Source organism: Pseudoalteromonas sp. T1lg48, assembly GCF_002964785.1.
Taxonomy (GTDB): domain Bacteria; phylum Pseudomonadota; class Gammaproteobacteria; order Enterobacterales; family Alteromonadaceae; genus Pseudoalteromonas.
The window spans coordinates 32,423-55,075 of the sequence record NZ_PQCC01000013.1 but is presented as its reverse complement, the minus strand read 5'-3'; the positions used below and the strand labels follow the sequence as shown (position 1 = coordinate 55,075).

The 22,653-nt window shown below is 51.0% G+C and carries 17 protein-coding genes and 1 pseudogene; 14 read left to right on the top strand and 4 right to left on the bottom strand.

Annotated elements, in window-relative coordinates:
- Positions 1–40: 40 nt before the first annotated feature.
- From C2M29_RS09025 to C2M29_RS08990, 8 genes are all read left to right on the top strand, one after another.
- A complete protein-coding gene (locus tag C2M29_RS09025; protein ID WP_105189474.1) occupies positions 41–1,096 on the top strand; it encodes a potassium channel family protein in 1,056 nt (351 codons plus the stop codon).
- A 247-nt stretch (positions 1,097–1,343) separates the two neighbouring features.
- Positions 1,344–2,600: an HlyD family secretion protein gene (locus tag C2M29_RS09020; RefSeq protein WP_105189473.1), complete on the top strand. Its 1,257-nt coding sequence runs from the start codon at positions 1,344–1,346 to the stop codon at positions 2,598–2,600.
- A gap of 12 nt (positions 2,601–2,612) precedes the next feature.
- Positions 2,613–3,344, top strand: a complete 732-nt coding sequence (locus C2M29_RS09015) for an ABC transporter ATP-binding protein (protein ID WP_105189472.1) — start codon at positions 2,613–2,615, stop codon at positions 3,342–3,344.
- Entirely contained in the window at positions 3,344–5,770 is a 2,427-nt protein-coding gene (locus C2M29_RS09010; RefSeq protein ID WP_105189471.1) for an ABC transporter permease, read from the top strand. Before C2M29_RS09015 ends, C2M29_RS09010 begins: the two co-directional genes overlap by 1 nt.
- Before the next feature lie 55 nt (positions 5,771–5,825).
- Positions 5,826–7,133 (top strand): sigma-54-dependent transcriptional regulator, encoded by a 1,308-nt coding sequence (locus tag C2M29_RS09005; RefSeq protein ID WP_105189470.1) that lies wholly within the window; start codon positions 5,826–5,828, stop codon positions 7,131–7,133.
- Positions 7,133–8,404, top strand: a complete 1,272-nt coding sequence (locus C2M29_RS09000; protein ID WP_105189469.1) for a sensor histidine kinase — start codon at positions 7,133–7,135, stop codon at positions 8,402–8,404. The genes C2M29_RS09005 and C2M29_RS09000 overlap by 1 nt, the downstream gene beginning before the upstream one ends.
- Before the next feature lie 157 nt (positions 8,405–8,561).
- Positions 8,562–9,113, top strand: a complete 552-nt coding sequence (locus C2M29_RS08995; RefSeq protein WP_105189468.1) for an RNA polymerase sigma factor — start codon at positions 8,562–8,564, stop codon at positions 9,111–9,113.
- Entirely contained in the window at positions 9,091–9,468 is a 378-nt protein-coding gene (locus C2M29_RS08990) for a DUF6768 family protein (protein ID WP_105189467.1), read from the top strand. The genes C2M29_RS08995 and C2M29_RS08990 overlap by 23 nt, the downstream gene beginning before the upstream one ends.
- Positions 9,469–9,487: 19 nt before the next feature.
- On the opposite strand, the gene C2M29_RS08985 is transcribed toward C2M29_RS08990, so the two are convergent.
- Positions 9,488–11,521 (bottom strand): glycoside hydrolase family 97 protein, encoded by a 2,034-nt coding sequence (locus tag C2M29_RS08985; RefSeq protein ID WP_105189466.1) that lies wholly within the window; start codon positions 11,519–11,521, stop codon positions 9,488–9,490.
- Between the two features lie 342 nt (positions 11,522–11,863).
- Positions 11,864–12,727: a polyamine aminopropyltransferase gene (speE, locus tag C2M29_RS08980; protein ID WP_105189465.1), complete on the bottom strand. Its 864-nt coding sequence runs from the start codon at positions 12,725–12,727 to the stop codon at positions 11,864–11,866.
- Positions 12,728–12,887: 160 nt separating this feature from the next.
- Between speE and speA the strand changes: the two genes are divergently transcribed.
- The 4 genes from speA (at position 12,888) to C2M29_RS08960 (ending at position 17,923) form a co-directional block, all read left to right on the top strand.
- Positions 12,888–14,792: a biosynthetic arginine decarboxylase gene (speA, locus tag C2M29_RS08975; protein ID WP_105189464.1), complete on the top strand. Its 1,905-nt coding sequence runs from the start codon at positions 12,888–12,890 to the stop codon at positions 14,790–14,792.
- 98 nt (positions 14,793–14,890) lie between these two features.
- Positions 14,891–15,784 carry an acyltransferase gene (locus tag C2M29_RS08970; protein ID WP_233998396.1) on the top strand — a complete coding sequence of 298 codons (894 nt, stop codon included), beginning with the start codon at positions 14,891–14,893 and terminating at the stop codon, positions 15,782–15,784.
- Positions 15,785–15,786: 2 nt separating this feature from the next.
- On the top strand, positions 15,787–16,710 hold the full coding sequence (locus C2M29_RS08965; RefSeq protein ID WP_105189463.1) for an acyltransferase: 924 nt from the start codon (positions 15,787–15,789) through the stop codon (positions 16,708–16,710).
- A 19-nt stretch (positions 16,711–16,729) separates the two neighbouring features.
- Positions 16,730–17,923, top strand: coding sequence for a mechanosensitive ion channel family protein (locus C2M29_RS08960; RefSeq protein ID WP_105189462.1), 1,194 nt, complete (start codon positions 16,730–16,732; stop codon positions 17,921–17,923).
- A gap of 86 nt (positions 17,924–18,009) precedes the next feature.
- Here C2M29_RS08960 and chrA read toward each other — a convergent pair whose 3' ends face one another.
- Positions 18,010–19,167: a chromate efflux transporter gene (gene chrA, locus C2M29_RS08955; protein ID WP_105189461.1), complete on the bottom strand. Its 1,158-nt coding sequence runs from the start codon at positions 19,165–19,167 to the stop codon at positions 18,010–18,012.
- Positions 19,168–19,249: 82 nt separating this feature from the next.
- Between chrA and C2M29_RS08950 the strand changes: the two genes are divergently transcribed.
- The gene (locus C2M29_RS08950) at positions 19,250–20,020 is read left to right on the top strand and encodes a substrate-binding periplasmic protein (RefSeq protein ID WP_233998395.1); all 771 of its coding nucleotides are present in this window, start codon (positions 19,250–19,252) and stop codon (positions 20,018–20,020) included.
- Between the two features lie 118 nt (positions 20,021–20,138).
- On the top strand, positions 20,139–20,783 hold the full coding sequence (locus tag C2M29_RS08945; RefSeq protein ID WP_105189460.1) for an OmpA family protein: 645 nt from the start codon (positions 20,139–20,141) through the stop codon (positions 20,781–20,783).
- On the opposite strand, the pseudogene C2M29_RS08940 reads toward C2M29_RS08945, so the two are convergent.
- A pseudogene (locus C2M29_RS08940) lies at positions 20,780–22,557 on the bottom strand (ABC transporter transmembrane domain-containing protein). The gene C2M29_RS08945 and the pseudogene C2M29_RS08940 overlap by 4 nt on opposite strands.
- Positions 22,558–22,653: the final 96 nt, after the last annotated feature.

Genomic DNA, 22,653 nt, shown 5'->3' with positions numbered 1-22,653 from the left:
GGCGCCTACGGCGCCCAAATAGTTAGGGATAAGGCGAATTATGCCGATATTGATTAAGCGCATCTTGCTCACCATTCGCAATCATATCGACCAACTCAGTTGGCAGGCGGTGGTGATCGCAATTTTAGTGCACATGGGGTTAACCTGGTTGCTACTGGCCGCCGCCGGTGAACAAGCCTTGCTGGCGCCGAACACGTTTTTTTACTATTACGTGGTCACCACTTCAACCGTGGGGTATGGCGATTTAAGTCCCACCTCCGATCTGGGCCGTCTGCTGGTGGCCCTGGTTCAAATTCCTTTCGGTTTGGCGTTATTTGGCATGTTGCTGGGTAAGGCCGGGCAAACCATTACACATATAATAAGGCGTGCTATGACAGGTGAAAAAGACGTAACGCATTTTGCCAATCACATTATTATCTTTGGTTGGCACCCAGTGCGCACCCGCAAAATGGTGCGCTACATTCTTGCCGATGACAAACGGGTTCGCAGAGAGATAGTGCTGGCGGTGACCGACGACATTGAGCACCCTTTCTTTTCCGAGCCTCATGTCAGCTTTGTAAAACTGAGCAGCTATACCGATGAAGAGCAGCTTAATCGTGTCGGTATCAGTACCGCCGATCGCATCATCGTAGAAGGGGCAGACGATAACCAAAGCTTTACCACGGCACTGAAGATCAGCAAGTTGGTGAAGGAAAACGCCCATATCTGCGCCTACTTCGATGATGAAAGTAAGGCACAAATGCTCAGTGAACACTGCGCCAACGTTGAATGCAGCTCTAACCGCACCGCCGAGGTGCTGGTGCGCTCCATGGAAGATCCGGGTGCCAGCCGAGTGCAGCAGGAAATTATGTCGAGCCTGCACGGCGACACTCATTTCTCCATGGTGATCCCTAAAGAAGTCAGCCGCTTCACCTATGGCGATATTTTTGAGCTCTTTAAGCGCCAGTACGACGCTACCATCTTAGGCATTGCCCATAACCGCAGCGCCCTGGATATGGATCTTAATCCACCGCTTGATTACGCCATCCAAGGTGGTGATATTATTCACTATATTGCCCCCGAGCGCGTCCTTGCTTCCGAGGTCAAGTGGCCCTAAAGAGCCCGGTTATTTTTGTTATACATCGGCTCATCAGATTCTGTTGAGCCGATGCTATTAAGCCCCAGCTTCCCTTCGCTTACGCATACTCACAAGTCATTCCCATTTTTATCTTTTAGCTCTCCCAAAAGTGGGAAAGTCATTTAATAGAAAAATAAAAAACTATTAATTATCAGTGTCTTAATTTTTGGCACGACTTTCGCTATGTCTGCGTACTTATTTTTGATAGTAGAGCAGCTTAAGTCGGATGGATATCAAGCAAAGCCTGGAGAAAAAGAATAAACGCACCGGTCGCCCGGTTTTGTGGGCTGCGAGCATCGCAGCAGCAATTATTTGTTTTGTTGCCCTCAGTGCCCCTTGGCAGCAATCAAGTATCGATCTTACACAGCTCACTCTGGCGACCGTCCAGCAAGGCGCTCTTGATGCGCGTGTTTCAGGATATGGGTCGCTGCGCTCTAAGTACACGCGATTTCTTACGGCCAACTATCAAGCGCAGGTAGACGAAGTGCTTCTTCGCCCTGGTGCGCGGGTAGAAACGGATACGGTTATTTTGCGACTCAGCAATCCTGCTTTAGAGCAGCAACTTAATCGCACGCGACTGGCTCTGGCTCGGCAAAAAGCCAGTTTTGAAGCGCTCAAATTATCACAACAAAGCGAGCAGCTCAGTGCCCAGGGGAATTTTACCTTGCTAAAAAGCGAGCTGGCGGGTGCTCAATTGCGTGCTGAGGCCGAAAGTCAGTTGATTGCCGAGGGCATTGTTTCGGCGCTGGATCACAAGCGCTCGCAGTTGGCGGTAAAGCAGCTTAGTGAACGGGTGAATTTGGCCGAGGTGCAAATGCAGCAAATGCAGGCTCTGCATCAGAAGAGATTAGATGTGGAGCGCGAGCTGGTGGAGGAGTTTGTGCTCGCGTATGCCAGTGCGCAAGCCGATGTCGACAAGCTTCAGGTGCGCGCCGGTATCGATGGCATGCTGCAAGAGTTGAGTGTTGAGCAAGGGCAGTCAGTGCAGGTGGGGGCGCCTTTAGCCGTGGTTGGCAGTGAACATGAGCTGTTAGCCGACTTGCTCGTCAACGAGCGCGAAGCGAGTCAGATTATCCTCGGGCAGCTAGCGGTAATCGATACCTTTTCCGGCACCGTAGAGGCGCAGGTGCGCCGTATCGATCCCCTAGTGCGCGATGGCCGTGTGGCTATTGAACTCGAACTTATCGGAGAGCTGCCCAGCAATGCGCGTCCGGCGTTGACCATTGAAGGTGAAATCATCACCGACACGCTAGAAGATGCCCTTTATTTGCGTCGTCCCAGTTTTGTTGAAGCTGGCCAAACGCGACCACTTTTCATTGTAAACCCGTCTGAAAATCAACTGGTTAAAGCTGAACTAGAGTTTGGTAAACTCGCTGGTGACAGCATTGAGTTGCGCAGCGCTATACCCGCTGGTACCCAGGTTGTGATTTCGGACATGGGCGAATACATGCACTTACAAGAACTAACCACACTTTCTAATTAACAGGACGTCATTATGCAAGCCAAGCCTATTATTGAATTACAACAGGTGTCTAAGGTGTACACCAGCGACGACGTGCAAACACATGCACTCAGTGACATTAACCTCAAAATTTATAAAGGCGATTACATTGCCATTAGCGGCCCCTCAGGCTGTGGTAAATCGACTTTATTAAGCTTGATGGGGTTACTAGACGATATCAGTGGCGGTAGCTACCAGATTGAAGGCGTGGACACACAAAGCCTGGATATGGATACCCAGGCAGAATTAAGAAACCTACACATTGGGTTTATTTTTCAGTCATTTAACTTGATTGACGAGCTGAGCGTGTTTGCCAACGTGGCGCTGCCACTGCAATATCGGGAGCCCGCTTTGAGTAAAGCTGAAATAGCAGAGCGGGTGGAACACGCCTTGGGCCAGGTTGAAATCAGCCATCGTGCCAATCACAAGCCAAATCAGCTCTCAGGGGGGCAACAACAACGCGTTGCCATCGCCCGCGCCTTGGCGGGTACCCCCAGTATTTTGTTGGTTGACGAGCCGACCGGTAACCTGGATTCAAAAAATGGCGACGCGGTGATGGCCTTGTTGGCAGAATTAAATGAGCAGGGCACCACGATTTGTATGGTGACCCATGATCCGCGTTATGCCGGCTATGCCAAAAAGCAGGTAAAGCTGCTCGATGGCAAAATCATTAACACCGATAATATTCAAACAACGGCTGCCAGTGCAGAATTGGAGGCAGTCTAATGGCATCTCTGATCATGCATATAAAAATGGCACTGGCGTCCTTACGCCAAGCCCCGGGCTTTGTTGCCGCCTCGGTATCTACCTTGGCTATTACCCTGGCATGTTTTTTTGTAGTAATGAGCCTGTTTAGCAGCTACTTTGTTGCTCCCCTTAATGTTGAACAAGAATCCCGCCTGGTGATTGTTGAGCAGGATAATATTTATCCTGATTACAATAGCCCTGGGTTTCAGAGCTTTCAGTCGGTATTGCACTGGTATAAAACGCAAACCTCATTTAGCCGTCATGCCCTGGTCAACTCAGGTGAAGACGTGATCAGCAACTTGCCGGGCAAACCGCGTATTCCAATGACATTCGCCAGCGATGACTACTATGAGTTGTTTCGCGTGCCGCTCGCTTTGGGTCAGTACATGAGTGCGCAGCAACGTGTCGAAGAGCCGTTAGACGAGGTGTTGATCTCCTACGATTTTTGGCAGCGCTACTATGGCGGTGATGACGGTGTCATCGGGCAAACCCTGATCAAGCTCGACAAGCACTATCGCATTGTTGGCGTGGTCGAAAAAGATTACCAAGATCCTTACATGTTTAATCGGGGCGATAACCAGTTATGGTTTAAATTCAGTGCCGATACGCGCTATTTCAACGATGAAAACCCCAGCGCCTGGTGGAATTTATTTCGTGGTATGAAGCTCGTTGGCGTACTCAAGCCCGAGGCTACCAAGGAGTCGGTCGAAGCCGAGCTGTACCAACGAATTCAAGATATCAAAGCGCAGTGGAGAGCCGAATTTAATGAGCTTAAGGACTTAAAGCCCATTGTTACGCCTTTTCGTCAGGCCGAGCTTGGCGATAATGATGACCTCGCCGTTATGCTGCTGGCTGGTGTTATAGCTTTAGTGCTGATAGCCCTTCTGAATGTGAGTAACCTCTTTATTGCCCGAGCGGTGGCCAAACATAAAACGCTCGCCTTGCAAGCGGTGCTCGGTGCCAAGCGCAAGGCTTTATTCACCAGTATCCTCGCTGAAACCTTTGTCCTTATGGCCAGTGCGGTGGCCGTTGCGCTGTTTATTGCCGCTTGGGGTGTAAAGCTCTTTAAGTGGATCAGTGCCGGTCATATGCCCCTGGTACATACTGTGGGTATCGATCTTACCGTGGTCACCAGTGCGCTGGTGCTGTGCACACTGTTTGCTTTGTTGTTTGCCTGGATCACCAGCCGCTTAATTAACTTTAACCAGTTACGCAGTCAGGTTCAGTCTTCTGGCAAGGGGGCGGTCAGTCAAATCAGTATGCGTACGGTCAAGTGGATGATCGCCATTCAGCTATTTTTAGCCACCGGCCTGGTAATTGCTGCGACCATGGTGCTGCACAAAAGCGTTGAAACCTTGCAGCGGCCCATGGGCAGCCGCGTCGATAACCTGTACCAGACCTTGGTGTATATAGAGCAGAACCGCGATGAGCTGGCGAAGCGCTATGACGATTTACAATTGTTTCTTGCCGCCGCTCAGCAGATCCCTGGGGTCAAGGCCGTTACCCACGGTGAGAGCCCGGTCGATAGAGGGAAACGCGCCAGCACCATTAAGGATATGTCGGGTAAAGATTCTATCTTTATTCCTCAGGCTTGGGTGGGTCGGGATTATTTCGAATTTACCGGGCTAAAGATTATTGAAGGTCGGACCTTCAGCGAAGCGGCCATTCGCGGTGAAAAAAATGAGTTTTTGGTGACCAAGGCGGTGAACGATTTGCTTAAGCCTGGCGGTTCGCTTATTGGCGAAAAATTCTATAGCTTTGACCCGGCAAACCCGGTGGAAGTGGTGGGTATTACCGAAAACTTTAATCATCCGAAGTTTTATCATGAAGATCTCGGACGGCACTTTTGGTGGCCGGCTCGGCCTTACGCCTTTGCCTTACTCATAGAGATGGAGCCCGGAAGGATGTTAGACCGGGAAACGGTATTTCAAGCCATGCAAGAAGTTAGCAACCGCGCTGGGATATGGAGCTTTAAATCCCTTGAGGAACAACACGCGGCAATCACGCATTTAGATAAGGTCACGCTGGTGTTGTGCTCTGTGCTCGGACTATTTACCTTGGTGCTGGCCGGCATAGGTATTTACGGTGTACTCAGTTACAACCTGAAGTTGCGTCGTTATGAACTCGGTATGCGCATGGCTTTGGGAGCAAAGCGCAATTTGCTTTATCGTCAATTGATCAAGGATACCATTATGCCTCTCGTTATTGCCTTTACCCTGGCCCTTGCCCTGTCGTTAGGGGGCTATTTGCTGTTTCAACAGTCTGTGATGTTATGGCTCTCCCTTAATCCCTTGTGGTTGCTTTTAGTGAGCTCTGGGATTATTGTTTTTGCCCTGACTTCAGTCATTTGGCCCATGCGTCAACTGATACGAGACAAGCCCATGGCGGCACTAAAACAACAATAAGAAAAGGGGCCTTGAGCCCCTTGATTTGACTACAGCAACAGGGACCCCAAGGTATATGGCTCGTATACTCATTATTGATGACCAACCCGATGTGCGCTTAAGTGCACGGATCGCATTACAAAATCAAGACCACCACTGCCTGGAAGCTGACTCTCCTAAAACCGCTTTAGCCCTTATCACCCAGCAGCCCATCGATTTAATTCTGCTGGATATGAATTTCACCAAAGACACCACATCGGGCAAGGAGGGCTTGTGTTTTCTCGAACAGTTACGTCAGCTTCCTAAGCAAATAGCCGTGGTGGTGATCACCGCCTATGCCAATGTTGAACTTGCGGTGCAAGCGATGCAGTTGGGAGCCTGTGATTTTGTCGAGAAACCCTGGCAAAACCGCCGCCTGGTCAACGCCGTTAACAAGCATCTGCCGCAACACGATAACAGCACCGAGACTGAGTTTTTGGCGTTTTCTGAGCGCAGTCTAGCACTTATCAATAGCGCCAAACGCATCGCCGCAACCGATGCCAATGTTTTGATCACCGGGGAGAATGGCACAGGTAAAAGCCTGCTGGCAGAGATGGTACATAATCACAGTTCTCGCCGCAGCGCAGAGCTAGTCAGCGTGAATATGGCGGCCATTCCCGAGAACTTATTTGAAAGCGAGTTATTCGGTCACACCAAAGGAGCGTTTACCGATGCGAAAGAAGCCCGCACAGGGCGCTTTACCTTAGCGCAAAACGGCACCTTATTTTTAGATGAAATTGGTACCTTACCCCCAGCCTTGCAGGCCAAACTATTGCGGGTATTGGAGTGTGGCGAATACGAAGTCTTGGGCAGCTCAAAAACCCTCACCAGTAATGCTCGTATCATTTCGGCGACCAATGCGGATTTAGATGCGGCTATCCAGGCCGGTGAATTTCGCCAAGACCTACTCTATCGTCTCAACACCCTGGTATTGAATCTGCCGCCATTGAGAGAGCGCAGTGACGAACTCGAGCCCTTGGCCAATCACTTTATTCATCATCATTGCCAGCGTTATCGGCTGCAAAATAAAGTGTTGAGCAAGTGTGCCTTAGAGAAACTTAGAGCCTATGCCTGGCCGGGAAATATTCGCGAGCTGTCCCATATCTTAGAGCGCACCGTGATCATGAGCGATGCAGAGCTGGTCACGGCAAAGGATGTTGTTTTAAGCCAAGCCACAAGCAATGAAAGCCTGCCGCTGATGAGCTTAGAGGAAGCCGAAAAACGCATGATCGGTAATGCCATCGCCCATTTCGAGGGAAATGTTGTCGCCGCCGGCGAATTCCTTGGCCTGAGTAAATCGGCAATCTATCGGCGCTTAGAAAAATACCAGTTGGGCTGCGAATAATGGCAAGCCCTCGCTCGCTTGAGCGCAGTCTGGTGTTACTGATGCTCGTCCCCTTGTTCACCATCGCGATCCTGCTGTTGGTAGCCGGTTATTATTTTGACCTGGAAACGCTCAGTATCTTTACCTTGCTCTTGGTTGTGCTTGGCCCCAGTCTTTGGGCCATGCAGTGGCTCTATCACCGTGTTATTAACGCTTTTGATAGTGTTGCCGTGCAGCTTGATAGCCTGGCAAACGAAGAGTTCACTATGTGGCATTTTGCGCAGTACGACGGTGGTCGTATACATGGCCTTAAAGAAGATCTGCGCCGTATAGCGACGCGCATTGGCAACAAGCGCAATGAGTATGCGCAAAATGAAGCCTTTGTCTTTGAGCTTATTAATGAACTGCACTCTCCCGTGGTTGTGCTCGATGGTCACCAACAGGTATACCATGCTAATAAGGCGGCTAATGAGCATTATGGCGCGCTTTCCTTGCTGGGCATGCCTGTGTCTGAGCTGGGGCTCCATTATCAACAAGAACGATGGCACTTGCGCCACGGCCAGCAGGAGCAACGTTATACGATAGAAACGCATGTATTGCACCGCGGCGCCCGCAGTTATCAGTTGCTGGTTTTTGTCTCTATTGAGCAATCGCTTCGCAGCACCGAGAAACAGGCATGGAAAAAGCTGGTGAGAGTACTCAATCATGAGGTACGAAATTCGTTAACCCCCATTTATTCGCTCACGCAATCCCTACGTGAGCAACAACAACATGGGCATGCCTTAGAAGCGCAGATGCTGGATGTTATTGAAAAGCGAGCGCAGCATTTACTCAGCTTCGTGGCTAGTTATTCCAGGTTGTCACAGTTACCAGAACCGCAGATCAAAGAAGTCTCCTTGGCACAGTTAGAAAAACGCCTAAAGGTGCTGTTTCCTCAGGTTGAAATACAATGCCATGTAGAGGCCGGCCTGTTGCACTTAGACATGGAGCAGCTGGAGCAAGCGCTTTTGAATCTGGTTCGCAATGGCGAGCAGGCAAATGCTCTGCAAGGCAATGAGGGTCTTAGATTAGAAATCAGTAACGACGCGAGATGGCAGCTGTGCCTTTATGATAACGGCACGGGCATAGGAAACCCGGATAATTTATTTGTGCCCTTTTACTCCACCAAGGTCAATGGTTCAGGCATAGGCCTGACATTGAGTCGCGAGATTATACGGGCTCAGGGCGGCGAGTTAACACTGGTCAATAACCCCCAAGGGGGCGCCATAGCGCAGATTCAGTTACCTCAGTAACCCGACTCAATGCATAGCCATATTTAAAATCAATTAATTCCCTTTAGTTTTGGACCATACTGGCCACTATGCTTTTGGCGCTATCACAAATTAATTACGTGGTGCGCCAACCTTTTTTAAGGCTGTTACGTCTTGTAATAAAGAGTTGATTTTCACTATGACAGAAACAATCACTGCTTTGCTGGTGCTGGCCGCGCAAAAAGGAGATTCAAGCGCCTTCTCCGCCTTGTGTGAGCGTCATTATCAGGGCAGTTACCGATTTGCCTTTAAGCTCTGCCAATGTGAGCAGGATGCGGCGGATCTCACTCAGGAGGTATGGAGCAAGGTGGCCAAAGATATGCGCGTTTTGCTTGAACCCAGTGCCTTTAAAGCCTGGTTGTTTCGCGCCGTGTATCGACGTTTTATCGACCTAAGGCGACGTCGGCAAAAAGAGCTGCTGATGGCCGAGCCACCGCCGCAACAAGGCGGGGATACGGCCAAGGTAGAGCGGCATTTAGACTTACTCGCCCTGATAGCCCAACTGCCAGACGTGGAGCGCCATAGTGTGTATTTGTTTTATTTGGAAGAGTTATCCATAGCGGATATCGCCACGGTACTCGATACGCCTATAGGCACAATTAAATCGCGCTTACACAGTGCCAGACAGAAATTAAGCCAGTGGGCCCGAGATGAAAGAGGAAACGAGCATGAATCTAGAGCAGCAAATTAAATCGGAGCTGGCGCAGGAGCGCCAGCAATTAGATGGTATTTTAAGTCGGGATGAGGGCTTATTTGCCCGCCTGGGGCAAACCTACCAGGGTTCCATGCGCCGCTGGGTGTGGCTTTCAACCCTGTTGGCCTTGATTGCCACGGCGGCTTTTATTTATTGTGGCTATCGCTTTTATGTCGCCACCGAGGTCGGTGACCAGATTTTTTGGGCGGTGTGGTTTATTGTTGGCCTCATGGTGCAGATTGCGGTGAAGTTGTGGATTTTTATGGAAATGAACCGCAACTCTATTATTCGCGAGATTAAACGCACCGAGTATTTATTGCTTGAGCGCAGCCATAAAAAAGCCACCGAGTAGGTGGCTTTTTCGTTCGTTGTTAGTCCAGGGCCTTAAAGCGAATCGCTGTACCACCGCTGGGCGCCAGCTTAAGCGTAAGCTGGTCTTTGCTGGTGACCATCTGCTTGCTGATAGCCATGCTGTAGGGGTTATTCACCCATTCTGCATCCTCGCCATCGGCATAAATCTGCGCCTCAAAGCGCTTACCCGGCTCTAAGAAGTCGAGCTTGATATCGACCTTGCGGGCCTCGCCATCGGTAATGGCGCCCAGGTACCAGTCCTGACCACTGTAGTGATCCCGCTTGCGCTCCTTACGGGCAAAAACCACGTATTCGCCCATTTCACCGGCAATGGCCTGGCTAAGCTCCCAGTCGGTGGGCACATCCTGGATAAACTGGAAGGCATCCGGCTTGGCCAGATAGTTACGGGGTAAATCCGCCGCCATTTGCACCGGGCTGTAGAGCACCACATACAGGGCCAGCTGTTTCGCCAGGGTGGTTTGCGGGCGGTTGGTATCGGCGCCTAAGCCGTTAAAGCCCATATCGAAGATCCCCGGAGTGAAGTCCATTGGCCCCGCCAGCATGCGGGTATAGGCCAGCATGGGCGTATGTGCAGGTGGGTTAGGCGGCGTGCCCCAGGCATTGAATTCCTGACCGCGCGACCCTTCACGGGTGATCCAGTTCGGGTAGGTGCGACGCAGGCCGGTGTCTTTAATCGGCTCATGGGTATTGATGCTGAGCTGATACTTGGCCGCCAGCTCGATGTTATAGAGGTACTCGTTGGCCATAAACTGGCCGTCGTGCCACTCGTAGCGGGCGATACCCTGCTCATCGATGCGTTTGATATTGCCGCCGTCGGCAACATAACCGGTTTTGATCTGGCTTACGCCATGTTTCTGATAGAGCTTAAAGGCGTCTTCCATCTGGTTACGATAGTTGCTGACATTGCCCGAGGTTTCGTGATGACCGATCAGCTTCGCACCGACCTTTTTACCGTGTTTGGCAATGGCGGCCAGGTCGAAATCATCATAGCTTTTGGTAAAGCTAAAGACATCGCCATTAAAGAACCAGTCGCCGTCCCAGCCTTCGTTCCAGCCTTCAACGAGCACGCCATCGAAGCCATATTTGGCGGCAAAGTCCAGGTATTCAATGGTGTTTTCTGTGGTGGCGCCGTGTTTTTCACCGCTGCCCCAGGTGTTTTCATTGATATGCATGCCCCACCAGATACCCACGTATTTACCCGGCTTAACCCAGGATACATCGCCGAGTTTATTCGGTTCATTGAGGTTGAGGATCAGGTGCGAGTTAAGTAGCCCGGTGGCCTTATCGGCGATTTGAATGGTACGCCAGGGGGTGGTGAAACCGTTTTCGGTTTTCACCGCAATGCCGTCTGACCAGGGCGTTAAATCGGCTTTAAAAATACCCGGACGACGCTGATTTAGGGTCATGCCGGCATAATCGACCAGGGCAGCCTCATGAATACTGATATGGACGCCATTGCCCATTTTCAGGGTAAAGGGCGTATGAACATGGGCCGCCTCGCTGGCGTCGGTGCGCTTATACACATACTCGTAACGATTCCAGCCTCGGGCCGGGATCCACAGCGCTTCGTTGTTTTGTCCGGCCAGGGCGAACTCGGTGAGCTCATCGGTGATCTGGTAGTCGGGGCGCTCTTTGCCTTCTAATTCATAACGAAAGCCCAGGCCGTCGTTAAAGGCACGTACACGCACCGTATAGCTGCGGCTGGCATCGTTTTCATCGCTAAAGGTAACCGCCAGTTCGTTGTGATTATCGCGAATAAGGCGTTGCTCACCCCAGGGCTGTTGCCAGCTTTGGTCGACGCTTTGGATTTGCGTGTTGCTGATCACTAGGTCGTCACGCAGTGGCGCTTCGTTCTTAAAATAAAAACCCAGTTTGGATGAGTTAATTACCGGCTTACCGGCAAAGGTGACCTGGTAACTTGGGGCACCTTCATCGCTTAAGGAAAATTGGATCTGGCCGTCGGGAGAGCTGACGCTCACGGTTTTTGCCAGCGCTAATGGCGATGCCAAAAGCAAAGGGATAAATACGCGCATTGACTTGTCCTGGTAATACCCATGGTTAGGCTGAGATTGACCTCGCCTGGTTATGGAATACCAATTCACTTAAATAGCTAATCATTCTAGCGGGCTAAATATCGTGCTCACTGCGTTGGAATTTTTCTATGTAGAATAACTACATAAGAAAAACTCCGCCTTGTTCTCACATCATTTATCCAGCGCTATCTCTGCTCACATACTTAACAGAATTGGTATAACGTCTAAGAGAAATCTTAGAGTAAGGTGAACGGGGGGCGATCACATAGAAGTTGCATACGTATTCAAAGGCGGGCGCCTAGGATGACATTAAAAAAGGCGAGTCGAGCTCGCCTTTTTCTTTTATTTCGCTTCGCTGGCGAAGGCCTTGGCCATAAATGGCGGCTCACTCAGGGCGCCCTGATGAATGCCCGGAGTATAGTACTCGGTTTGTAGCGCTTGTGGATCGCAGGCGCGGAAGCCGTCGAAACCCATGCCTTTGCGAGCCAGGGTTACCGACCACAAACCCGATGGGTAAATAGGCTGCGGGAATGGCAAGGTCTGCAAGGCACCAAAGCCGACTTCCTTCATCGCACCGCGCATCTCCAGTAGTAATGGCATATGCATCAGCGGGCTTTCGCTTTGCTGTACCAGCACACCGCCGGGGCGCAAGGCTTTCAAACAGCTTTGGTAGAAGGCGTGGTTGAACAGGCCTTCACCCGGACCAACCGGATCCGTGCCGTCAACAATGACCACGTCGATAGACTCGGGCGCGGCTTCGCGCATGTACTTGATGCCGTCATCAAATAAAAGGGTGGCGCGTGGGTCCTGGTTTGAGCTGCATAGCTCAGGGAAATACTTCAGCGACATCTCGGTAACCACTTCATCGATATCGATTTGCGTGACCGACTCTACACTGTCGTGCTTAAGCACTTCGCGCAGGGTACCGCAGTCGCCGCCGCCGATGATCACCACGTTTTTCGGATTCGGGTGGCTGAACAGCGCTGGGTGGGCGATCATTTCATGGTAAAAGAAATTCTCGCGAGTACTCACCATGGTGCAGCCGTCAATGATCATCAGGTTGCCAAAGTCGGTGGTTTCATACATGGCAACATGCTGAAAGGGAGACTGTTTTTCTTCAAGTAATTTGTTGATGCGCAGTGAAAAAGCACTGCCATCACGGTCACTGATTTCGGTAAACCAGTGGTTTTTATCTAAACTTGTCATGTGTTAAATAATCACCAATAAATGAGAAGCGCAATTTTGCCAGTGCGCAGGGCAATGCTCAATCAAATTTTAGCTGCATTTATGTGATTTTCTATTCGCTAGTGGCAATAAGAGATATTAAACTAGCGACAAATTGTTGGTTCAATATTGAGAGTACAGTATGGAAAGGGGTCCCCTGGCAGATCAACCCGAGGGTTATCAGGTCGCTCAGTCCGTTTATAACGTCAGTCATTGGAGCGATGGCTACTTTGATATTAACGCGCAAGGCGAGCTGGTTGCTTATCCCGATGGTGATAAAAGCAAACCCGGTTTGGCGTTAAATGCCTTAGTCGAACGTTTTAAAGAGCAAGGCCTGACCTTGCCGGTGTTGGTGCGTTTTACCGATATCTTGCAGCATCGTGCATCGCGTTTGATTTCTGCCTTTAGTCAGGCCAAAACCGCCAAGGACTACCAAGGTGACTATACCTGCGTGTACCCTATTAAAGTAAACCAGCAGCGCTCGGTTGTCTCCAAGTTGTTGGCGCACAACAGTGGCCAGGTCGGCTTAGAGGCCGGTTCCAAGCCCGAGCTAATGGCCATTCTCGGTTTGGCCGGAAAAGACATCACCATAGTCTGTAATGGCTACAAAGACAGCGAGTTTATGCGCCTGGCCTTGATCGGCCAGGCTACCGGTCACAAGGTCAATATTGTCATCGAGAAGCTGTCCGAACTTGATGCACTGATCAGAGAAATGGACGCCATGGCCCTAGAAGCGCCAATCGGCATTCGTATTCGCCTTAATTCCGTGGGTAAGGGCAAGTGGCAAAACACCGGTGGCGAACGTGGTAAATTTGGTTTGACCGCCTCTCAGGTGCTGCAGGCCGTAGAGACCTTAAAGAAACACAATAAGCTGCATTTAATGGAGCTGGTGCATTTTCATATCGGTTCGCAAATCGCCAATATTCGCGATATCCAACGGGCGCTCACCGAATGTGCCCGCCACTATGCGCAGTTGTGCCAAATGGGTGTGCCATTGAAAACCGTAGATGTGGGCGGCGGCTTGGGCGTCGACTATGAAGGTTCGGGCTCGCGCAGCAGTTGTTCGATGAACTACACGGTTGAAGAGTATGCCAAAAACGTGGTGGCCGCCTTTGCCGAAGTGAGTGATGCCAATGGGCTGGCCCATCCGGCCATTATTACCGAATCAGGCCGGGCTTTAACGGCGCACCATGCGGTGTTGATCACCGATGTGGTGGACGTGGAAAAAGCGCCCAATAATGAGGTGACGATCGCCGCCGATGCAGAGCTGCCCAAGGTGGTATTGGAAATGCAGCAAACCTGCGCCGGGGTCAATGCCAGAATGGCCATTGAGAGCTACCACGATGCCATGCATCTGTTCAGCGAGGCTCATGCCCAATATGTCCACGGCATGCTGGGCATAGAGCAGTGGGCACTGGTAGAGCAGTTGTATTTCCGTACCCTGCATAAGGTGCGTGGTTGCTTGAGCGAGTCGGCCCGCGCCCATCGCGAGGTGATCGACGAGCTGAACGAAAAGCTGGCAGATAAGCTGTTTGTAAACTTCTCATTGTTCCAGTCATTGCCGGATGTCTGGGGTATCGGTCAGTTGTTCCCTGTGTTGCCCATCGAGCATCTGGATAGGCCGCTGGAGCAGCGCGTGATTATTCAGGATATTACCTGTGATTCGGACGGACAAATTCGTGAGTATGTCGACGGTGCCGGCATTGAGGCCAGCCTGCCCATTCCGCGCTACGAGTTTGGACAGCAATACCATATTGCCATGTTTATGGTTGGCGCCTATCAGGAGATCCTGGGCGACCTGCACAATCTGTTTGGTGACACTGATTCGGTGCATGTGGAACTGCACGGTGATGAGTACCGACTGACCAATGAACTCAAGGGTGACAGTGTTCAGGACGTATTAAAATTCGTCCATTACGATAGTGAAGTATTGGCGGCACGTTATCAGCAGCGAGTGGCTGCCTTGGATATAGACGCGGCGCTTAAGCAAAGCTATCTGGATGAGCTAAATCACGGATTGAGCGGCTATACCTACTTTGAAGACTAGTCTGGGTTTGTTGCCAGAAGGCAACAGAACCCTTTTCCGTTAAAGACAAAAAGCGCTATCATTAGCGCTTGTTTTTTATACCCAATAGGAAAGTTGTTTTGCGTGCAGTGGTTGCTTTAATTCGGCAAATTTTGAGTATTGGCTTATATACCCTGAACACCTTATTTTGGTTTCTCCCCATAGTTCTGTGTGGTGTGCTAAAACTGATCCCCATTAAGCCCTGGCAAAAGGCCATGAGTGCCTTGGCGAAAACCCTGGCCAGCTTCTGGGTTGCCTGTAATTCCATAAACCAAAAGCTCATCACTCCCTATAAACTGAAGGTGACCGGCCTAGAACAGTTACGCAAAAAAGACTGGTACCTGCTGGTGGCCAACCACCAAAGCTGGGTCGATATCCTGGTCATGCAGCGCATCTTTCGTGGTCGTATCCCGTTTTTAAACTTCTTTTTGAAAAAAGAACTCCTATATGTGCCATTTTTAGGCCTAGCTTGGTGGGCGCTGGATTTTCCTTTTATGAAACGAACCAGCAAGTCGCAGTTGAAGAAAAACCCTAAATTGCGTGGCAAAGACATAGAAACCACACGCAAGGCCTGTGAAAAGTTTAAGGAAATGCCGGTGTCCATCGTCAACTTTGTTGAGGGGACTCGCTACACAGACGCCAAGCATCAGCGCCAAAACAGCCCATTCAATCATTTGCTTAAGCCCAAGGCTGGTGGTATCGCTTTTGTGTTGCAGGCCATGGGTGAGCAGATCAGTAAAATAGTGAATGTCACCATTCATTACCCGGGCGGTATTCCTACCTTTATGGATTTTGCCGGGGGTAAGGTGAAAGAGGTGGTGGTGCATGTGGAAGTGCGCCCGTTGGACTCGCAACTGATTGGCGACTATAGCAACGACAGTGCATTTCGCGTAGAGTTTCAGCAACATCTTAACGCCATCTGGCAAGAAAAAGACTCGACCCTGAAGCAGTTAGTGCAGCAGAATAGGAACTAATTATGCTGAAACGATTATTACCCAAATGGTTAGTAGGGAGTCTGGCCACCTGTTTATTGTTGCTCAATACCTTGGTTTGGGGAGTAATCGTCTTTGTCCTTGGGCTGCTCAAATTTATCTTGCCGTTTTATGCCACCACAGTGGTCTTGCATTGGGCCTATAGTGGTTGGCGCCTTGGCAATCGTCTGGCGTTGCAACTGGGCTGCGAGCGCATTAATGTGCGCTTCGATGGTGAAGTTGACCCCAAGGCCTGGTATCTGCTTATTGCCAATCACTTAAGCTGGCTTGATATCGTCGTGCTTAGCGCGGTTACCGAGCTGCCGGCGCCGAAGTTTTTCCTTAAGGATGAACTAAAATACGTCCCCCTTATCGGCAGCGGAGCCTGGGCCATGGGCATGCCCTTTATGAAAAGGGCCAGCAAGGAGCAGATCGCCAAGAACCCCAAGTTAAAAGGCATGGATGTGGAGCGTACCAAGCGCAGTTGTCATAACTTCAAGCAATACCCGTCCTGTATCGTTAATTTTGTTGAGGGCTCACGCTTTACCCCGGGTAAGAAGCAGCGCCAACTTAGTCCGTTTGAGTATTTGCTAAAGCCTAAGGCCGGCGGCATCGCCTTTGCCTTACAGGTGTTAGGAGAGCAGTTTGACGGCTTGCTCGATGCCACACTATGCTATCAATCACAGGGAACTCATATCTGTCGTGATTTTATGCTTGGGCGTCTGATGCAGATAGATTTACAGGTCAAGGTGCGTGACATAGCCCCTCAGCTGATCGGAGACTATCAGCAAGACAAGGCGTTTCGGGTGGAGTTTCAACAACAATTAAACGAGATTTGGCAGGCCAAGGATGCGCTTATCGCCCAGCAACAAGCACCCATTGTCACGGCCGACTGCGCTAAAGTAGCCGATCACACAGGAAAGGCATAGCCTAAGGTGTAACTCAGGTATGACCCAAAGTCATTTACAAAAATTGCTTAAGCCCTTATTTGCCGACACCGAGCGCGCGGAGCTGCTAGGCACGATTTCAGCGGCGGGAATTGGTCTGTTGGCCATAATCCTGTTGTACTTCTTTCTCAGTAGCTTAATGCTGCCGGCGCTGCAAAGCGTGATGATGCGCCTTGCCCCAAGGCGGACCTCGGCATTGAAACCGCTGTTGGTTAAATTGAACCGCCGTTTGGCCGCATTTATTTGCTGTGTCGCCTTCCTGGCTTCCTTCCAAACTGTGGTCCAGATCCCCGAACTTTACCTGGATATTATGAATTCCTGTGTGAAGATTCTGCTGATCGTTTACGGTGGCTTTATTGTCAGCAGCCTGGTGAGTATTGGTGGCGCCGTTTACAACCAATTCGAATTCTCACGCGAGGTGCCGATTCAGGGCTTGATCCAGTTGGTGAAACTGATCACCTTTATTATTTGTGCAATTTTAATTTTTGCCCTGCTGCTGGAACGCTCGCCTACCTATATTATTTCCGGCTTCGGTGCCATCGCCGCGGTAACCATGTTGGTGTTTAAGGACACCATTTTGGGCTTTGTGGCCAGCATCCAGATAGCGGCCAATCGTTTGGTAACCTACGGTGACTGGATCCAGGTTGACAGCTATGGCGCGGACGGCGAGGTGATCGACCTGGGTTTGAATACCGTGAAGGTGCGCAACTGGGACAACACCATTACCACTTTACCGACTTATACTCTGGTCTCCGGTTCATTTAAAAACTGGCGCGGCATGCAGGAGTCTGGGGGACGTCGTATCAAGCGCTCGTTAAACATTGATATGAACAGCATACGCATTGCCGACGACGAACTGCAGCAAAGTATTAACGACACATTGCAGTTGCCCGACTATATCAATACTTCGTCCTTGCCCGATAAGGTAACTAACCTGGGCTTGTTTCGCCGCTATGCCGAGGGCTACCTGAAACAGCACGATCGTATCAATAAGGACCTCACGCTGATGGTGCGTGAGTTACAGCCCTTGAACCATGGTCTGCCCATCGAATTCTACTGTTTTAGTGCCGACAAACGGTGGATCTCATACGAGCATATTCAGGCGGAAATTATGGACCACCTGTTGGCGGTATTGCCCATCTTCGCACTCAAGCCTTATCAGAGCGTGAGCGGGCAAATGAATGGCTCCAGCTAACTGGGTAGCTTCAAGTATTTAACCTGGATAGCCCAGCGAGATGGGCTATCTAGGTACTTTCCATAAAGGCTTTACAGCCAACTCCATCATCTAGGCAGTTGCTCCAGCAGCAGTCCCAGCGCCGCAAAAGTGGCGATAAGCATGAGCACCGGCGGCTTATAGCGTTGCAGCAGCCACCAACCCAAGGCAACAAAAACAACATACCACCAGTGCGTTAATCCGGCTGGAATAATGGGGCTATAGAGCGCCGCCAAGATAAAACCGACCACGGTGGCATTGATCGCGGTACTGACGCCGGCAAGCACCGGGTTGCTCATCAGCGCTTGCCAGTGACGGGCGCAGCCAAGCACCAACAAAAAGCCGGGTATAAAAATGGCCAGGGTCGCTATTAAGGCGCCTAATAAGGGCGTTGATGGCGCCAATACCGCACCGAGATAGGTTGCAAAGGTAAACATGGGACCGGGAATGGCCTGCGCCGCCGCATAGCCGGTTAAAAAGCTATCGGCATCGACATCGGTCAAAATGGTATCGAGTAAGGGCAGCACCACATGACCGCCGCCAAACACCAGAGATCCGGCTTGATAAAACTGTGCACCGAGTTGCCATAGTTCTCCGCTGGCGGCGAAACTCAAGATAAAAAGCAGGGCAAAGAGTAATAGCGGCAGTTTACTAAGTCCGCCAGCTTTGTCTTGCGCGGCTGGATTGGCATCTTCGTCGCTAAAGGGTTGTAACCGCCACGCTCCCCAGACTGCCGCCAGCACTAAGATCAGCAACTGAGTATAGAGGCTGGGCATGAGAATTAAGGTGCCGGCGCTGAGTAACGCCAGAGCCCGGGTCTGCCAGGTGCGACAAAAGCTTTTGCTCATGCTAAATACCGCATCGGCGACGATCACCACGGCAAACAGTTTCAGCCCGGTGATAAGGCCACCGGTGGCCCAGGGCAGCTGTTGTGCTCCCAGCGCCAGGAGCACCATGATCAGCATGGAGGGCAGGGTAAAGCCGATAAAGGCGGCGATGCCCCCCGCTAAACCGGCGCGCTCCACACCAATGGCAAAGCCCACCTGTGAGCTCCCCGGTCCGGGCAGTAATTGGCTCAGGGAAATAAAATGTCCGTACTGCTGCTGACTCAGCCACTTTTTATTTTCTACAAAGTGACGTTGGAAGTAACCCAGGTGTGCCGCAGGGCCGCCGAAACTGGTGCAGCCTAGCAACAGGAACTGATAAAAGATGGATAACAATTTCATTGTTTCATTATACTAAAAGCTTATGTAGATTATGTGACACTATAGATGTGTTCCATTTGGTTGCAACAGCATTGAGGTTGTTATGATGATGCGCGCATGGTTCTGGGTGCCATTAATATTATTGCTTTCTACCCCCATGGCCGGTGCGCAAGTCAGCACCATTACCATCGCCATGGATCATGCTCCCCCCTACAGTTACACCGATGGCCCAGAGGCTCGCGGTCTGCTGCTCGATATCTTGGCCCCCATCGCCGAGGAGCTTGGGCTTGAGGTTCGGGTTGTGCCCTGTCCCTTTTCACGCTGTGTGCATATGCTGGAGCAAAATGAGGTTGATATCATGGGCGGCCTTATTCGCACCAAACAGCGAGATGAAGAGCTGACCTTTGTCACACCCGCCTATATGGCACTGCGCTCGTCATTTCGCTTTTACTCGTTGCGCGCCAGTGACCTCGACATCACCGACTACGAGGATCTTCACGGCAAACGCATCGCGGTGATGCGTGGGGCGGCGCACTTTGCGCGCTTTGATAAAGACCAGGATATTATCAAGGTGCCGGTAACCTCGGAGCAGGTAGCGGTGCAAATGCTGTTAAAGAAGCGGGTTGATTTGTTTATCGGTGTTGAAGAGACCGCCGATCATGCCATGAGCATATTACAACAGCCCGTACACCAGTTAATTAAGCAGCCTTATCACTTTCAAGACTCGATCTTTGGGCATATGGCCTACAGCAGTGAATTTGCCAGTACCGTCAGGGCGAAGCAAATTACCTCACTGTATCGCGCCATGGCCGAAAAGGGTCAGCTAACGGAACTGGTTAAACCCTACGCACTACCACCCATCCCCGGTTATTAATCGTAATAAAATCATTGAAATTAGTGCAATAAGTGCTTTTTACTGGCACCATTTTAACCGCCAGTTCATGCAAATCTGTTACCATCACGGAATAGGATTAATATAGGAAAAATAAATCATGGCTAAACGAGTAAACACTTTGACTCCGGTTGTGGCGCTAACCTCAGTGGCGCTGTTGTTAACGGGCTGTCAGGCAACCAATACGCAAAAAGGGGCAGGGATCGGTGCCGGTGTCGGTGCGGTATTAGGTAAGGCCACAGGCGATCACGACGATAAGCGTATCTTCATTGGTGCCGCCATCGGTGCACTAGCGGGTGCCGCGGTAGGTAACTACATGGATAATCAAGAACAGGCGTTCCGTGATGAGCTTGCCGGTTCCGGTGTTGAAGTTGTACGTGAGGGCGATAACATTCGCCTGGTAATGCCTTCAAACATCACCTTTGCTACCGATCAGTCATATATCTCAAGTGGTTTCCATGACACCCTGAATGCCATCGCCAGCGTGATGAACAAGTATGAGAAAACCTACCTAAGCGTACAGGGTCACACCGACAGCACGGGCGCCAGCGCATACAACCAAAACCTGTCTGAGCAGCGTGCTCTGAGTGTGAAAAACTACCTGGTGAACAGCCAGATCCTGGCGGCGCGTATCAGCACCCAGGGTTATGGTGAAAGCCGTCCTATCGCCGATAACAGCACGGCCAATGGCCGCGCCCTAAACCGTCGCGTGGAAATTCAAATCGTACCTAACGTACAAAACTAAACAGAGGCACTGGGCTGATTAAACTGCAGCTCACAGAGTTTCTGATACAGCGGCGATTGTTGCATTAAGCTAGCATGATCGCCGCTGGCAACCACCTTCCCCTGATCCATTACCACAATACGATCGGCGTGCATCACGGTACTTAAGCGATGAGCGATGATCAGTGTCGTGCGCGATTTCATCAACTCGGTTAATGCCGCCTGTACATGGTGTTCGCTTTGCGCATCGAGGGCGCTGGTGGCCTCATCAAGTAACAGAATGTCCGGATCTTTGAGTATGGCCCTGGCAATGGCGATGCGTTGTTTTTGCCCGCCTGATAAGCGCACCCCGCGTTCCCCTAAAAAGCTGTGATAGCCATCCGGCAGCTGGTTAATAAATTCATCAGCAAAGGCCTGTTTGGCGGCAGCGGTGACCTCGTCCTGCGTGGCTCCTTCTTTGCCGTAGGCGATATTGTGATAAACGTCGGCGCTGAATAACACCGGATGCTGCGCTACCATGGCCATCTGGGCGCGAATATCATGTAGAGTGAGGTCGCGGATATCCACGCCATGCAGGCGAATGTTGCCGGTACTGACATCGTAAAAGCGTTGCAGTAATTCAAATAAGGTGCTTTTACCGGCGCCGGAAGGGCCGACTATGGCCACCGTCTCACCGCGGGCAATATGTAAGTTAAAGGCCGATAAGGCGCTTTGCAATGGGCGCGAGGGATAATGAAAGCTCACGTCGTTAAACTCGATAACCGCCGCCTGAGTTTGGGTATTCACAGATTGGGGCTGTGCCGGGTCGATAATATCGCTGTGCACTTCAAGTAATTCGAGCAGGCGCTTGGCCGCGCCCGCGGCCCTTTGCAGCTCACCATAAATTTCGGCCACCGTGCCCACGGCCATGGCCACGACAATGGCGTAAAACACGAAGGCCGCCAGCTCACCGCCGGACATCTGCCCACTGAGCACATCGACACCGCCGCTGTAGAGCATAAAGCTGATGCCGGAAAAGCTAATAAAGATCACAAAGGCGATCAGAAAAGAGCGCTGCATAATACGTTTTTTGGCGACCGCGAAGGCCTTGTCGACCTCGCCGTCGAAGGCGGCCAGCTCGCTGCGTTGACGATTAAAACTATGCACCGTTTTAATGTTTTGCATTACCTCACCGGCATAGGTGCTGATATCGGCAATGGCATCCTGAGAGCTGCTGGCCAGTGTTCGTACCCTGCGGCCAAAGAGTTTCATGGGCAGCAGCACCATAGGCACGCATAAGAGTACGATCAGGGTAAGTTTCACATTGGTAATAAAGAGCATAATGACGCCGCCGATCAGCATCAGGGTGCTACGCAGGGCCATGGATAAGGACGAGCCGACTATGCTTTGCAGCAAGGTGGTGTCCGTGGTCAGGCGCGACATGATCTCGCCGCTGCGATTTTCTTCAAAATAACTGGGGTGTAAGGCGAGAATACGGGCAAACACCGCTTTGCGCAGATCGCTACTGACCCGTTCGCCCAGCCAGGACATCAGGTAAAAGCGGCAAAATATGCCTCCGCCATCAGGGCGATTAAGCCGATCAGTAACAACACCGAGCCGCGCAGCTGTTCCATGGAGCCGGCGATAAAGCCCTGGTCTATCACCTGTTTTAAGCCCTGACCCAAAGAAAGGTTAATACCGGCGGTGAGCACCAAGGCAAACAGCGCTGCGGCCACCACCCATTTGTAAGGCAAAAGAAAACGGAAAATCGGTCTTAGGTGACGCAGTGCACTTTTTTCGTTATTGGATGCAGCCATGGGAGTCCCATATTGAATTATCCATTTGAGTGTATCAGAGCAAGGTAGCAGTGAATATAAGTTGGGCATGGGAAAGGACTTGGCGAAGACAACGCA

Excerpts from the sequence above, each read along its gene's own strand:
- chrA (WP_105189461.1), bottom strand. The coding sequence starts at position 19,167 with ATGAAATTGTTATCCATCTTTTATCAGTTCCTGTTGCTAGGCTGCACC.
- C2M29_RS08965 (WP_105189463.1), top strand. The coding sequence starts at position 15,787 with ATGCTGAAACGATTATTACCCAAATGGTTAGTAGGGAGTCTGGCCACC.
- speE (WP_105189465.1), bottom strand. The coding sequence starts at position 12,727 with ATGACAAGTTTAGATAAAAACCACTGGTTTACCGAAATCAGTGACCGT.
- C2M29_RS08945 (WP_105189460.1), top strand. The coding sequence starts at position 20,139 with ATGGCTAAACGAGTAAACACTTTGACTCCGGTTGTGGCGCTAACCTCA.
- C2M29_RS08960 (WP_105189462.1), top strand. The coding sequence starts at position 16,730 with ATGACCCAAAGTCATTTACAAAAATTGCTTAAGCCCTTATTTGCCGAC.
- C2M29_RS08950 (WP_233998395.1), top strand. The coding sequence starts at position 19,250 with ATGATGATGCGCGCATGGTTCTGGGTGCCATTAATATTATTGCTTTCT.
- C2M29_RS08995 (WP_105189468.1), top strand. The coding sequence starts at position 8,562 with ATGACAGAAACAATCACTGCTTTGCTGGTGCTGGCCGCGCAAAAAGGA.
- C2M29_RS09005 (WP_105189470.1), top strand. The coding sequence starts at position 5,826 with ATGGCTCGTATACTCATTATTGATGACCAACCCGATGTGCGCTTAAGT.
- C2M29_RS09000 (WP_105189469.1), top strand. The coding sequence starts at position 7,133 with ATGGCAAGCCCTCGCTCGCTTGAGCGCAGTCTGGTGTTACTGATGCTC.
- C2M29_RS08985 (WP_105189466.1), bottom strand. The coding sequence starts at position 11,521 with ATGCGCGTATTTATCCCTTTGCTTTTGGCATCGCCATTAGCGCTGGCA.
- C2M29_RS09015 (WP_105189472.1), top strand. The coding sequence starts at position 2,613 with ATGCAAGCCAAGCCTATTATTGAATTACAACAGGTGTCTAAGGTGTAC.
- C2M29_RS09025 (WP_105189474.1), top strand. The coding sequence starts at position 41 with ATGCCGATATTGATTAAGCGCATCTTGCTCACCATTCGCAATCATATC.
- C2M29_RS09020 (WP_105189473.1), top strand. The coding sequence starts at position 1,344 with ATGGATATCAAGCAAAGCCTGGAGAAAAAGAATAAACGCACCGGTCGC.
- C2M29_RS08990 (WP_105189467.1), top strand. The coding sequence starts at position 9,091 with ATGAATCTAGAGCAGCAAATTAAATCGGAGCTGGCGCAGGAGCGCCAG.
- C2M29_RS09010 (WP_105189471.1), top strand. The coding sequence starts at position 3,344 with ATGGCATCTCTGATCATGCATATAAAAATGGCACTGGCGTCCTTACGC.
- speA (WP_105189464.1), top strand. The coding sequence starts at position 12,888 with ATGGAAAGGGGTCCCCTGGCAGATCAACCCGAGGGTTATCAGGTCGCT.